The organism is Hahella sp. HNIBRBA332, assembly GCF_030719035.1.
GTDB lineage: Bacteria > Pseudomonadota > Gammaproteobacteria > Pseudomonadales > Oleiphilaceae > Hahella.
This window is the reverse complement of the sequence record NZ_CP132203.1, coordinates 5,863,223-5,877,670: the sequence shown is the minus strand read 5'-3', so window position 1 is coordinate 5,877,670 and position 14,448 is coordinate 5,863,223. Positions and strand designations below refer to the sequence as shown.

General features: G+C 54.5%; 10 protein-coding genes and 1 riboswitch. Of the genes, 4 read left to right on the top strand and 6 right to left on the bottom strand.

The annotated features are described in order from the left end of the window. The first annotated feature begins 57 nt into the window (after nt 1-57). The 3 genes from O5O45_RS25930 to O5O45_RS25920 all read left to right on the top strand — a co-directional run bounded on the left by O5O45_RS25930 (nt 58) and on the right by O5O45_RS25920 (nt 5,474). Nucleotides 58-2,097: a DUF3857 domain-containing transglutaminase family protein gene (locus O5O45_RS25930; RefSeq protein ID WP_305902206.1), complete on the top strand. Its 2,040-nt coding sequence runs from the start codon at nt 58-60 to the stop codon at nt 2,095-2,097. Beyond that, nucleotides 2,094-3,290, top strand: a complete 1,197-nt coding sequence (locus tag O5O45_RS25925; RefSeq protein WP_305902205.1) for a tetratricopeptide repeat protein — start codon at nt 2,094-2,096, stop codon at nt 3,288-3,290. The genes O5O45_RS25930 and O5O45_RS25925 overlap by 4 nt, the downstream gene beginning before the upstream one ends. Before the next feature lie 396 nt (nt 3,291-3,686). Beyond that, on the top strand, nt 3,687-5,474 hold the full coding sequence (locus O5O45_RS25920; RefSeq protein WP_305902204.1) for a PKD domain-containing protein: 1,788 nt from the start codon (nt 3,687-3,689) through the stop codon (nt 5,472-5,474). A gap of 108 nt (nt 5,475-5,582) precedes the next feature. Here O5O45_RS25920 and O5O45_RS25915 read toward each other — a convergent pair whose 3' ends face one another. The 6 genes from O5O45_RS25915 to O5O45_RS25890 form a co-directional block, all read right to left on the bottom strand. Further along, on the bottom strand, nt 5,583-6,497 hold the full coding sequence (locus O5O45_RS25915) for an AraC family transcriptional regulator (RefSeq protein WP_305902203.1): 915 nt from the start codon (nt 6,495-6,497) through the stop codon (nt 5,583-5,585). 38 nt (nt 6,498-6,535) lie between these two features. Beyond that, nucleotides 6,536-7,381, bottom strand: a complete 846-nt coding sequence (locus tag O5O45_RS25910) for an SDR family NAD(P)-dependent oxidoreductase (protein WP_305902202.1) — start codon at nt 7,379-7,381, stop codon at nt 6,536-6,538. A 368-nt stretch (nt 7,382-7,749) separates the two neighbouring features. Continuing rightward, the gene (locus O5O45_RS25905) at nt 7,750-8,061 is read right to left on the bottom strand and encodes a hypothetical protein (protein WP_305902201.1); all 312 of its coding nucleotides are present in this window, start codon (nt 8,059-8,061) and stop codon (nt 7,750-7,752) included. A gap of 334 nt (nt 8,062-8,395) precedes the next feature. Continuing rightward, nucleotides 8,396-9,616: a ribonucleotide-diphosphate reductase subunit beta gene (locus tag O5O45_RS25900; protein WP_305902200.1), complete on the bottom strand. Its 1,221-nt coding sequence runs from the start codon at nt 9,614-9,616 to the stop codon at nt 8,396-8,398. Between the two features lie 28 nt (nt 9,617-9,644). Further along, the gene (locus tag O5O45_RS25895; RefSeq protein WP_305902199.1) at nt 9,645-12,506 is read right to left on the bottom strand and encodes a ribonucleoside-diphosphate reductase subunit alpha; all 2,862 of its coding nucleotides are present in this window, start codon (nt 12,504-12,506) and stop codon (nt 9,645-9,647) included. Nucleotides 12,507-12,631: 125 nt separating this feature from the next. Further along, a riboswitch (cobalamin riboswitch) is annotated at nt 12,632-12,854 on the bottom strand. A 77-nt stretch (nt 12,855-12,931) separates the two neighbouring features. Beyond that, complete coding sequence (locus O5O45_RS25890; protein ID WP_305902198.1) at nt 12,932-13,231, bottom strand: hypothetical protein; 300 nt, start codon at nt 13,229-13,231, stop codon at nt 12,932-12,934. A gap of 245 nt (nt 13,232-13,476) precedes the next feature. Here O5O45_RS25890 and O5O45_RS25885 point away from each other — a divergent pair, with 245 nt between their 5' ends. After that, nucleotides 13,477-14,448, top strand: coding sequence for a pilin (locus O5O45_RS25885; RefSeq protein ID WP_305902197.1), 972 nt, complete (start codon nt 13,477-13,479; stop codon nt 14,446-14,448).

The following is a 14,448-nucleotide window of genomic DNA, read 5'->3' as shown; positions in this document are numbered from 1 at the left end:
TACGTGGTAAACTGCGCCGCCTACCCTTTTTGATTGATGTACTCACAAGGAAGACGAATGAATCGCTTCTCCGGCAGACTTTATGGCCTTCTCGCCACCCTGGGCGTCATGCTCGCCTGCCAGGCCAACGCCCAAACGTTTAAATCCAATGGTTACGCCTACGACATCTCCGCCGCCCCGAAATGGGTGGAGTCTGTGCAGGCGCCAGTCGCTCCTGAACAGAGCAACGGGGCGGTCGAGTATATGTTGGTGGACCGCCAGACCAGCGCCGCCACGCGCTCGCCGCAATACTTCTATCGCTTTGTCGAACGCGCCAACAATCTGGACGGCTTGGAGGAGATTTCCCACCTCAAAGTCACCTTCAATCCAGACTTTCAGCAATTGGTTTGGCACAAGCTGAACGTTATCCGCGACGGCAAGGTCACTGACCGTCTGGACCCGCAAAGCATCACCCTGATCAGAGAAGAAACCGAGCTGAGCCAGGAAATGTTCAGCGGTTACGTCACCAGCGTGGTGTTCGTCAAAGGCACCCGGGTAGGCGATGTCGTGGACTACAGCTACTCCATCGTCGGCCGCAATCCCGTATTCGGCGACCACTACTTCCAGGGTCTTTCCATGTCCTGGCAAGTGCCGGTGCATCGTCTGTATACCCGCGTCATTGCGCCGCCCAACCGAGAACTGCGCATCTCCGCCGTGAAATACGACGCCCAGCCCACTATCAGCGCTTACGGTAAATCCAAAGCCTATGTGTGGGATGACGCCAATGTCCCCGCCTACTACCACGAAGGCGACTACCCTCTGGATTATGAGCCGGGCAGCTTTATCAGCCTGACGGATTTCCCGGACTGGGATGGCGTGATCCGCTGGGCGGAGCCTCTGTACGCCGTGCGCCCCATCAAATCCAAAGAACTGCGCGATCTGCGGGATGAGCTGAAAAGCATGCCCAAAGAGCAGGCGGTGATCGCCGCGCTGCAGTTCGCACAGGAGCAAATTCGTTATCTGGGCATCGAGCTGGGCCAGAATTCTCACCTGCCCCGGGCGCCGGATACAGTGATTGAAAACCGCTACGGCGACTGCAAAGACAAAACCCTGCTGCTGGTGTCCCTGCTCAGAAGCATCGGCATAGACGCCTACCCCGCCCTGGTGTCCTGGGAGATCGCCTCCGGCGTCGATAAGATCGCGCCCTCGCCCGGCGGCTTCGACCATGTCATCACACTGGTGGAGCTGGATGGCCAGCGTTACTGGCTGGACCCCACCCGTCGCTACCAGAAAGGCTCGTTGAACACTCTGGGATACTATGATTACGGCAAAGCGCTGATTATCGGCCATCCCAGTGAACGGGAGCTGGTCAAAGTCGGTCTGCCGGAAGTAGCGGGCGCTCCCAGTATGATCACTCGCGAGCGCTTCAAGGTAATTGATTACAGCGCGCCTGTGGAGCATTTCATCACCACGGAATACACCGGTATTGAAGCGGATCGCATGCGCCAGCGTCTGGCCAATAAATCCATACGCGAGTTCAGCCAGGATATGTTGAACTACATGCAGAAACTGTATCCCGGCGCAGAACAACTGGAGCCGGTCCAGATCACCGACGATGGCGATAACAATCGCTTTATTATTGATGAGCATTACCGCATCAATGATTTTTATGCGCCCATGGACGACGTGCAGGCTACCCGCTTCTATGCCTATTCGCTGTTTGAGTACGTAAAAAGTCCGGCGGTGACGCGGCGTTCAGGGCCTCTGACGCTGCCAGGGCCAATCAGGGTGGTGCATGATATTTCCCTGGAATATCCCTACAGCCTCAAATTTACCGATCAGGCCGCCAAGGTCAGCCTGAGCAACGACTATTTCAATTACTTCTATCAGGAAGACTATCTGGGCCGCACGCTGAATCTGCATCATGAGCTGGAATTCAAACGCGCAGCCATGCCTGCTGCGGAAACTCAGTCATTTCTGGACCTGAAGAAACAAATCAACGATTCCGGCGAGCACTACTATCAGGTGACGCGCAGCGAGGAGGCGGATAAGTCACGCTTTGCGGACTTCATCTCATCCATTCAGTCAATGGTTTATGGTTTGGAGGCGCCGCAATGATCCGCTCCGTGAAATGGCTCATTAAACACTGCGCGACGCTCGGCGTTCTGACGTTTTCCCTCTTCATCGTTGGTTGCGCCACACAATCCGCGTCTACGGATAGCGCCACCGCTGCGGCGGAAACCCCGGGGGAGTACCCTTCCCGCCCCATCAATGAGTTCGCCAAGCAGTTACGGGATCTTCTGAACCTGCGTAACGCCGACAAAATCGTCGACATGGTGGACATGCGGGAGCTGCTGGGTAAAGCGGTGGATCGCTCCGATCTGCCCGTCGCGTTTCGTCCCAGCGCCAAGAACCGTCTCATTGATACGCAATTATCCAACTATCGCGCCATCGTCGCCGGCAGCCTTCTCGATATGCCGTCGGAAACCGGTTACTACGACATCGCCAGTATCAACCCTGAGCAGTCTCAAATTACCTATCGACTGGATGATGAAGCCCTGGGATATCTGACGGTTTACTATCGAAGAGACGCCTCAGGAGAATACCGGATTACCGATTTCCACAACTGGCTGTCGGTGTATGACCTGAGTTACCGCATCGCCCAAGGGCTGTCCTTGAGCTATCGAATCAACCTGCAAGGCAATCCCACCAAGCAGGCGCTGCTCCTGGAGCTTGGCAAAGTCTCCAGGTCCGACAATGTCGCAGAAATTCATCGCGTATTCGGAGGTCTCGCTGACGAGCGCCGCAACGATGACTACCTCCAGTTGTTCTACGCGGAGTCACTCCTCAATGTCGGCGATCTGGCGGGATTTGTAGAGCAGACCGCCGTGTTGCATGAGCGTCTGGGAACCTCTCCCAACTATCAGTGGCTGCTTTATTACCGCAGCCTGAACCAGGAAAACTATCAAGCGGCGGCGGAACACCTGCAGGCGCAGATTGAGCAGACGGGGCTGAAGGACGCAGGCATTCTGGACGAGCTGGCGCGAGTCAAACTGCTCAGTGAAAAGTATGACGAAGCTATCCGTCTTTCCTACGAAGCCATTCGTAGCGATTCATACTATGAGCCGAGTTACTCCACGCTGACCTTCGCCCTCATCAAGACCGACCGGCTCGACATTGCCTGGGAAACCCTGAAAGTTTTAAAAGAACGTTTCAGCTATGAATTTGATGAAGCCGTCCTGCGTGAAGACGGCCGCTTCGGCCCCTTACTGGAACGGGAAGATTTCCGTCACTGGCTGAAGCAAGGCTAAGACCCCACGCGCTCGTCATATCCACTGACGAACCTACATGTCACGCCTTAACTTAAAACGCCGGCCGCTTGTATGAGCGGCCGGCGTTTTTGTATTCAGCGTTAGTGTCAGCAGGCCGGCGGAAGCCTGAAACCGGCCCCCATTCCACATTGTCTTCGACAAGCCGTTCAGGTCGCCGCTCATTCCTTTCGAGCATAAACGCCCCGCCCTTTAGACTAAATTGTAGAAAGTTTCACTTCTTTTCTAACTGCTCGAATAAGTTGGCTATCCTGTACCATTAGAATACCAATAACTATAAATATTCCGTTTGAGTATATCCATTCACGTAAGAGGTAGGGTTAAAACTGCCGTTAAGGCTAGGAAAATGGAATTAACTATCTAATGTGAGAGGACCTTATGAAAACAAAAATAGCTTGGGTCGCCGGGCTTGCTTTGTCCTTAACACTATCCGCCAACTTGCAGGCGGCGTCTGACGACGCCGTTGCAGCTCCCCAACCACCGATAATCATCGCTTCGAAAACGACATTCAAAGGGCTACTGACGGATGAGCGCCAACTAAGGAGGGAAAGCGTCGCCGCCTATCAGGCGGTCAGTGATCGCCGTATAAAAATACACAAAGAAAACGCCAGCTTCATCAAAGTGCATTTCTCCCGTTTCGACATACCTGAGGGAAGCTACGTCGTGGTGCGTAACGCCCAGGGAGACATCGCGCATCGCTACGGCGGCGACAATCCGTCACTGCATACGCTGCGCGAAGGCGATGACGGAGCCAGCTCTTTCGCCGCGCTTTCCGTCATCGGATCCACCGCAATCGTGGAATATTTCCCGGGCGCCAGTGGCCAGGCGTCTTACAGCATTGAAGTCGATTCCGTGATGGAGGGCTTTCCTCAGGAAGAGATCGACGAACTCATGAGTCAGCAAACAATCGGGTTGTCCACCTGCGGCGTCAATGAAAGACGCGATGTGCAGTGCTGGGCGGACAGCCACCCGGAAGAGTATGAACGCACTCGCCCAGTGGCGCGCATACTCGTCAACGGATCCAGCCTGTGCACGGCTTGGCGCGTGGGTCCCGACAACCGGGTTTTCACCAATAACCATTGCGTCTCATCCCAATCCGGCGTGGCCAACACGGAAGTCTGGTTCAACTATCAGCGCACCGGATGCGGCAGCGGCTCGTTAGCGGGAACGAAAGTGGTCACCGGCGCCAACATGCTGGCCACCAACTATGAGCTGGACTACACCCTGTTTACCGTCAACAACTTCTCTTCCATTCAGTCTTTCGGTTACTTCGGTCTGGATGTGCGGCCCGCCACCAATCAGGAGCGCATCTACATACCGCAGCATGGCAGCGGCAATCCCAAGGAGCTTTCCATTGAGAGCGACCAGAACAGCGGCGGCTTGTGCCGGGTGGATAGACCTTCCGCCAACGGTCGCGGAACCGGCACCGATATGGGCTATAACTGCGACACCATCGGCGGCAGCTCCGGATCGCCCGTTCTCGCAGGACAAACCAACCGCGTCATCGCACTGCATCACTTTGGCGGCTGTCCCAACCAGGGCGTGCTGATTCATAAAATCTGGCCGCAAGTCGCCAGTTATTTCAATAATCAGATTCCCGCCGGCGATAATGAAACGCCCAATGGCGATCCTGTCGCAGACTTCGCCTTTGCGGTGGATAAACTGGTAGTGCGCTTCAGCGACGCAAGCTCAGACAGCGATGGCGAAATCGTCAGCTGGCAGTGGGATTTCGGCGACGGCAATTCCTCCATCTCGCGCAATCCGACGCACGCCTACACCAGTGCAGGAGGGTACAGCGTCAGCCTCAGCGTAACGGATAACGACGGCAACACCGCCAGTAAAACGCAAACCGTCACCGTTGGCGACACACCCAGAATCGAGGAAAGAAATCTTTCCGATAACACCGGCGACTGGAAGCACTACAAGCTGTCCGTCCCCTCTGGAATGAGCAAACTCACCGCCACTATCTCCGGCGGCTCTGGAGACGCTGACTTATACGTCCGCCAAGGCGCCCAACCCACCACCTCCGAATACAACTGCCGCCCCTACACCAACGGCAACAACGAAGTCTGCACCATCAACAGCCCCGCCGCCGGCGACTGGTACATCAGCATCCGCGCCTACCGCGATTACTCAGGGGTTGATCTGGTAGGCGAACTGGAGTGACCCGCTAACCCCACCTCCATCTCAGTCGCCTGACGCAACAGGCCTGAGACATAAAAAAGCCGATTGTCTTTGGATGGTCGGCTTTTTCATTACAGCCAAATTAGGCGACTAAGGCAGCCAGTGTTCAGACGCGCCGGCGTTTTTTATACGCGTCAGATCCTTGGAGGGTGGCAGGCCGAACAGACGGGCGTATTCGCGGCTGAACTGCGAGGGGCTGTCGTAGCCGACGCCATAGCCGATATTGCAGATGTCCTGGTCGCCCAGCAACAATTGGCGGCGCGCTTCCAGCAGCCTCAGCTGCTTCTGATACTGCAGCGGCGTCATATGGGTGGCGGCCCTGAAGTGGTGGAAGAACGAGGAGGCGCTCATGCAGGTGAGTTTCAGGAGTTCTTCCATATCAAAAGGCTGGTCAAACGTGGTTTTGATATGCTGAATGGCTTTGCTTATCTGCCTTAATCGACTGTCCCCGTTAGTAATTTCACGCAGCAGCCCACCCTGATCGCCATTCGCCAGCCAATATAGAATTTCTTTTTCCGCCAGCGGCGCCAGAACCGAGATATCTTTAGGGTTGTCGTTCAGCAGAGCGACCAACCGGATCACCGCCTCCAAAAGACGCGGCGTCACGAGACTGACCCCAACGCTTTGGTTCGTCGCGCTGTTATCTACCGACCCCTCGTCCAGGATGAGCTCACTGAGAATAGTAAGATCCAAATCCAGCCGCACGCACAAATAAGGCTGTTCAGGCGAGGCCTCCATCACTTGTCCGGCGATGGGAAGGTCCACCGACACCACCAGATAGTGGGCGGCGTCGTATTTGAACAACTTTTCCCCGGATATCACTTTCTTCGCGCCTTGCGCTACGATGCAGACAGCGGGCTGATGAACGGCGAGCACAGGTTCCGTCGGTGACGACGAGCGAATGAACGAGAGTCTGGGGATGTCGCTTGCACACACGCCATCCGTAGGACAATGCCGTTGAATCAGGCGCGCCAATTCTTTAATCCGATCAAAGATTTCCGACATACCCAGCATCCCGTTCTATCTGCGCGCTGACGCGTCAGCTATTCCTGTATATCTGTCGTTATCGATAACGACGCCCATTTATCCACTTCTTCCTGGCGCGCGCTGTATGCAGCGCCGAGGTACTGAACTGCGTCAGAGCCGGCAGCGAACCTGAGCGGACTGTTTTCCTCTCGAGACAACTTCACCAGCGCCTCGCCCAGCTTGGCCGGATCACCCGCCTGTTGATGGTTACGGCTCCTGTACCCCCCCAAAACAGCGGCGGAATACTGTTCGTAGTCGCTCACTCGCAGGTCGCCATAGCTGATCGAACTGTCGTCCAGAAAATCAGTACGGAAGAAGCCGGGTTGAACAATGGTGACGCCAATGCCGAACTGCTTCACCTCCGCGGCCAGACACTCAGAAAACCCTTCGACAGCGAATTTGGCCGCGCAATACGCTGACGCGCCTTCGAATCCTATAGCACCAGCGATAGAGGAAATATTGAAAATCCGCCCCTGACGCCGCTCCCGCATGTAGGGCAATATTGCACGCGTAACGCCCATCAATCCAAATACATTGGTCTCAAACTGTGCAGAAATTCTCTCGGCCGCCACCTCCTCAAACACGCCAAGCTGACCATATCCTGCGTTATTCACCAGGATATCGACGCCGCCAAAATGCGCCACCGCCTGTTTCGCACAATCCTCCGCCTGAGATTGACTGCATACATCCAACGCCAGCAGCAATAAACGCTCATCAGGCTCATATACGTTACGCAACGCATCGAGTTTGCGTCCAGTCGCCACCACATTATCTCCCGCCGCCAATGCCGCGACCGCAATCTCATATCCCAACCCGCGGGATGCCCCGGTAATAAACCAGGTTTTGTTTTTCCTATCAGACATGCTCAACCTCCAAGATGTATTTGACTGTAGAAAGCGAGCACCAGAATGCAGTCTGCAGGGGTCAGAGGGTTAGCAAGATTCTCTTAACTCTTTGCACAATACTCCATCCTTGTTGGGTAAAATAACGCATGCAGCTACTCGCATATCCAGCAAGCAAAACAGGACTCTATTAAGGCCAAAGCAGGTATGAGAGTGAACTGAATAACGCGAGTTTAAGTAGGCTAGGATAGGTTTTCGTAGGTAAAGGCTGAATCAGTAGCTATACAGCTAACAGAAATCAGCCAGAACTATAGTAAAAGCAGATTATGGCATTCTATTCAAAGACACAAAAGCAACCTCAAGAAGGCTTTACCCTTGCACCCTTATGTTCAGCCGCCGTTATTTAGATCTTTACACTGGGAAGCTGCGTCTGAAAATTGATTCCCTTCGTAAATTTTCTTACGAATACATTGCCAATATTCCACCGTTTGGCCATTTTCGGTGCAAGCTGAGGCTATATCAGGCACTTTCCCTCGGGCAATTTGCTGTTTTTGCTCCTTTTGTGCTTCTTGCTCCTTGGCGTAATAAAGTCTCATCACATCTTCACACTCTTTTCTTGCTTGTTCCTGCTCGGCAGCATGAACAACACCCAAAGAAGATAAAACTAAAATAAACGAAGCCAGCGTCAATCTAGTCTTCATATGCGCCTCTTATATCAAACTGAAATATTGTAAATGCTATCTATGACCATACATGATTGGAAGAGCGTGCAAGAAACAGCTTTCAGAAGTCAAATGAATAAATTTACGAACTTGAATTAAAGCTCCACAGGCTTACTCAATAGTATGAAATATAGCGAAGAAAAAATCTGAACACACATGCGTGCAAATTTTTATGGGGACCACAGCGTCACTGTTTTGAAGAGAGCCTTCAGTCAATCGGGTATAAGCCGTTTATAGAAATATCGACCTCGTCATAATGACGAGGCCGCCAGCCGTTCAAACAGATATTTCTGCTGCCAATTTTTTACCAAGCTCACCACTGCAACGACGCCCCGGTCTGATACTCCGTCACGCGGGTTTCAAAGAAGTTTTTCTCTTTGCGCATGCTGGCCTGTTCGTCCAGCCAGGGCAGTGCGTTGCCGGCGCCGGGGAAGGGCTCGTCCAGCTTCAGCTGCTTGGCGCGGCGATTGGCGATGAAGCGGAATTGTTCGATGTGGTCTTCCGCGGTATAGCCCAGGATGGGTTCTTTCAGCAGGAAGTGGGCGTAGCCGGTTTCCGCTGCTTCCGCTTCTTCCCACAGTGTTTTGATGGCTTTGGGATCGAGGGTGACGCCTTCTTCCTTGATGATCTGTTTCACCACGCGGATACCGAAAGCGCAATGCATGACTTCGTCACGCATGATGTATTGCAGCTGCTCGCCGGTGCCTTTCATCAATCCGCGACGCTGCAAGGCGAAGATAGGACTGAAGCCGTTATAAAACCAGCAGCCTTCAAAAATACCGGCGAAGAAGATATACGCCATCACGAAGGTTTCCAGGTCGTCCCGATTACGCAGATTGATATCCGGGCGCAGCAGCGCGCTGATACGCTCGTTGCCCATCTTGATCTTGCGATAAATCGCCGGCGTGACGCGGTAACGGTTATAGATCTCGCTCTGGTCCAGACCGATAGTTTCGATGCAGTGCTGATAGGTCCAGGTATGCAGGGATTCTTCGTACACCTGCCGCGCCTGATAGATCTGCAATTCCGGCGCGCTCATTTTCTCCATCACCGCCAGACCGATATTGCGCATGGCCAGGATGTCGGACGTGGTCAGATAAGCGAGTACGTTCTCATACACATGCTTTTCTTCCAGCGTCAGCTTGTGATGATAATCGTACACGTCCTGGGACATGTTAATGTCCAGAGGCGTCCAGTGATTCTTGTTGGCGTTGAGGAAAAACTCCCACGCCCAGGGATACTTGAACGGCGCCAGCTGGTTGATGTCGGTCATGCCGTTCACCACCCGCTTGTCGTCGGGATTGACCGGGTCCAGCTTTTGTAAAACCTGTTCGTCCATCGCCTCCTTCGCGAGGGCGGCGGGCTCCGGTTCGCTGTCAGGGGCTCCCCCGGCGGCGGGGGCCGCAGCGGGAGAGGTGGAAACGGGTGACTGTGGAGAAACAGCAGAGGATGTGGACACAGCAGGAATCGCCACCGCCAGAGGATCGTCCCAGTCCGACAAGGTCGCAGTCTGCTTCATCAGTTCGGTATTCATGGTCATAGCTCCTGGTTGTTATCGTCGCTTACTGACAGGCTTCGCAGTCCGGATCGAGAATCGAGCAGAACTTCGGTTGCGGCTCCTGACTCTCAGTGTCGTCAACATCAGGTTTGACGCTATCGCTCTGGGAAACGCCGGAAGAGATTTTCTCCATCTGCGTAGCGCCCAGGGAACGCAGGTAATAGGTGGTTTTCAGACCACGGGACCAAGCCAGTTTGTACAGGTTGTCCAGTTTTTTACCGGACGGCTCCGCCATGTACAGGTTCAGACTTTGGCCCTGATCTATCCATTTCTGGCGACGGGAAGCCGCCTCCACCAACCAGCGGGGGTCTATTTCAAACGCGGTCAGGAACAGCTGCTTCACATCTTCAGGAATGCGGTCGATCTGCGCGACAGAGCCATCGAAATACTTGAGGTCGTTGACCATGACGGAATCCCACAGTTCCCGCGCCTTCAACTCCTGCACCAACCAGGGGTTGATCACGGTGAACTCGCCGGACAGGTTGGATTTGACGAACAGGTTCTGATACGTCGGTTCGATGGACTGGGAAACGCCGACAATATTGGAAATCGTCGCTGTAGGCGCGATCGCCATGACATTGGAGTTACGCATGCCCTGCTTTTTCACCAGTTCACGCACCGGCGCCCAGTCCAGGCTGTGGCCGCGATCCAGCGTGCAAAACTCCGCGCCGCGTTCCTGCTCCAGACGATCCAGAGAATCGATAGGCAGAACGCCCTGATCCCACAAGGAGCCTTCATAGGTTTCGTAGCGGCCGCGTTCTTTCGCCAGATTGGAGGAAGCAGTGATCGCGAAATAACTGATCAGCTCCATGGATTGATCGGCGAAGCGCACCGCTTCGACGCTGCTGTATGGCAGGCCAAGCTTGTACAGCGCATCCTGGAAGCCCATCAGGCCCATACCCACGGGACGATGACGCAGGTTGGCGTTGCGCGCCTGGGGAACCGCGTAGTAGTTGATGTCGATGACGTTATCCAGCATGCGCACCGCCGTATACACGGTGTTGCGCAGACGGTCGTGGTCGATTTCGCCATTGCGAATGTGGTTGACCAGGTTGACCGAGCCCAGGTTACACACCGCGATTTCGTCCTGACTGGTGTTCAGCGTGATCTCCGTACACAGGTTGGAGGAGTGCACCACGCCAACATGTTGCTGCGGCGAACGCAGGTTGCAGGGATCTTTGAAAGTCACCCAGGGGTGGCCGGTTTCGAACAACATGGAGAGCATCTTGCGCCACAGGTTCTGCGCAGGCACTTTCTTGAACAGGGTGATTTCACCGGATTCCACCAGGGATTCGTAGTGGGTATAGCGCACTTCAAAAGCCGAGCCGTACAAATCGTGCAGATCAGGCGCGTCGCTGGGTGAGAACAGGGTCCACTCCTTATCCTCGAACACCCGCTTCATGAACAGGTCTGGAATCCAGTTGGCGGAGTTCATGTCATGGGTGCGGCGGCGTTCATCGCCGGTGTTTTTGCGCAGTTCCAGGAACTCTTCGATATCCAGGTGCCAGGACTCCAGATAAGCGCATACCGCGCCTTTACGTTTGCCCCCCTGATTCACCGCCACCGCCGTGTCGTTGACCACCTTCAGGAACGGCACCACGCCCTGGGATTTACCATTAGTGCCTTTGATATGGGAGCCCAGAGAACGCACCGGCGTCCAGTCATTACCCAGACCGCCCGCCCATTTGGACAGCAGCGCATTGTCCTTGATCGCGCCGTAGATGCCTTCAAGATCGTCCGGCACTGTGGTGAGGTAGCAGGACGACAACTGCGGACGATTGGTCCCCGCGTTGAACAGCGTCGGCGTAGAGCACATGTAATCGAAGGAGGACAACAGGTTGTAGAACTCAATCGCACGCGCATTGGGATCGTCTTCCTGCACCGACAATCCCATGGCGACGCGCATGAAAAACGCCTGCGGCAATTCCAGGCGAGTCTCGCGCCAGTGAATGAAGTAGCGATCGTAAAGAGTCTGTAGCCCCAGGTAGGTGAATTGGCGATCACGCTCAGGCTTAAGCGCAGCGCCCAGTCGTTCCAGATCGAACTGCAGCAGATTTGGCGACAGCAGTTCATGTTCCACGCAGCGTTCGATAATGGCGCGGAACGCGGTCGGATACAGTTCCGCCATTTCACTTTCCGTGGCGGACGCGGCGATATTGAGATAGCTCAGCGATTCTTCGCGCAGGCCGTCCAACAGCAGACGGGCGCACACATAGGAGTAGTTGGGCTCTTCTTCGATCAGCGGACGCGCCGCCATGACCAACGCGGCGTTGACGTCTTTATGTTTGACGCCGTTGTACAGGTTTTTCAATGCGCCCTGTAGTACTTTGTCCCCACTGACGCCATCCAGATCGGCGCAGGCGTCACTGATCACCGTACGCAGACGCCCCATGTTCAGCGGCGCTTCCGTCCCGTCGGCGAACTTCACATTGATATCGGGATGGGTCTCCCCCGCCTGCTCGCTTGGCGCAGGCGCACGCTGACGGGCATGCTCTTCACGATACAGCACATAGGCGCGCGCCACTTTATGGAAGCCGCCGCGCATCAGGCCCAATTCCACCAGATCCTGAATTTCTTCGATATGCACCGAGCCGCCTTCCGGGCTGCGGCGACGCAGGCGAGCCACGATGTCCTTAACCAGTTTTTCTACGGAGTCCCGTACACGGGGCGAGCCGGATGCGGACTGTCCTTCCACCGCCAAAAACGCCTTGGTCACCGCCATGGCGATTTTGCGGTCGTCGAAGGGCGCCGCCTGACCGGTGCGTTTGATCACCTGCAGCAAGGCGTTATTAGTACGTGACTCGGATGAAACAGATGGGGAGCTGGAGGCGCGCGCCTCGCTGGGGGACGAAAAACTGCCGGTCATGGGATTGTCCTCTATCGCGTGTTCTGGCCGAACCTCCGCGAACCGGGACATAAAGCGACGCACAGACAGGACGAAAATCGCCTCGCATAGAGCGGCGCTTTATCATTACCCTGAGTCGCGAAGGCATGAATAACTTCAGCATGGCAGGTCTTCGGACTCGGGGGCGTTTACACGTTTTTGCGAACCTACGGCGACCGCTTCCCATCCTCTTTCAGGACAGTGCGTGGGCGTTTCCGCCCGCGTCGCTTTCGTTCCCCCACACCGCTGCGCGTCAGTACCGGACTCTCACCGGATTCCCTCTTAGCACAACCTGTGAACAGGCGTGAACCATAGCTGAAGCACAATATATGGTTTTGAATATTAAAAGTAAATACTAGATATAGATGAAAGGAGATGCTACGCGGCCATAGCCGCATTAGAGAAAATCAGGCCAAAACGACGGCGAATAAGAACTTTTTCAGTAGCGCCTGGACGCCTAATCCTATGAGCGTAAGAATAAAGATCTCTGAATAGGCATCCGCTTTGGTGATTAACTTCAACGCCACCAAATAAAACCCAAGTGCGAGAAGAAAACCAGGAAGCCCATAGACAAAGTGTACAATCAAAACCGCCGCAAGAACGATCAAGAACGCCTCAATAAACCCAAGCGAAACTTTTAGCAGTTTAGCTGCGGCGAAGAGACACGCACTCTCGATCAAGACGCCAATGATTAGATTCAAATCCATGAGAATTTCCAAAAGGCGGCCATTCTAAACAGTAAACCGGCGCAGTCAATACCGCTAAACCACACTGATATCCCTAACGGCGACATTCACATACCCACAGTTTTCATGGCGACCTAACAGGCGAAGTTTGCCCAACCTCATTGTCATCCCAAAAAATAAGCGGGTAATTACCTGAATCAAAAGTAGTTCAGGATGCAAATCAGCTAAACTGCTAATAATTTTCTTCTTCGCATTAAGGACTGGCTTTGCCTGAACGCCGACGCTTTTTCAAAGAAAAACTGACGCCCTATTTTGCGCCGCCCATGTGGCTGCACTGTCTTTTGTATGTGTTAACGCTGGGCGCATACGAACTGTTCTGGCATTACATGAACTGGCGCAAGTATCGGCTTATATCGGGCGACCCTGTCTGGCCGCCGCTGCGTGGACTGTTCTTTTACTTTTTTATTCCCTCTCTGGTTGGTAATCTCGCGCGCAGTTCCTCCCTGGCGGGCCGTTCTGATCCTTTGCTCGGCCCGTGGACCAGCGCGCTTTATATTGCGGCGGTGATAACGGCCTCAACGCTTGCGGAAGCATTGCATCCTCTCTTTATTCTGTCCGCCTTTCCTTTTCTGACCTATTTGAACTGGCGGGCAAGGTGGGTCAATCAGCAGTTCATAACCGCTCCAACTCAGTCGGGAGCCGACGTCTCTGCGCTCAACGCAGGCCCGCCGCCGAAATTTGATGGCGACCTCCTCGTTTTAAGACCGTCTTATCAGGCTGTCGGAAGCTTTCGCTGGCTGGAGATCCTTACCTGTATCGCCGTGATTTGCATCGCTTTGACTTTCGCATTGGACGCCGGGCGCCACGCGACGATTAAAGCCCGCCTGACCGAGGCCTTAGGTTTATTGGGGGGTGTCAGAGTGGACATGGCGGAAAAATACGCCTTTTCCGGCGTCTGGCCAGAGAGAGAAGAACTGCATGCGCTGAGTAACGTCGAGGCGGTCTACTTTCAGTCAACTGAGCTTGATTCGAGCGGAGCCTTGCACTTTACCCTTTTCCCCATCAACGCCGGGGAACCCAAGGTCATCAGCTTTCGACCGGTCGTCAGCAATCCCGATGGCGCATTGCGCACCCTGGGTTGGACATGCGCGTCAGCGCACTCGGGTCCGCGTAAAGTTTACGGCGACGACAAAAGCTCGCTGCCTCCGGAGCAACTCCCATATATCTGTAGAGGTTAA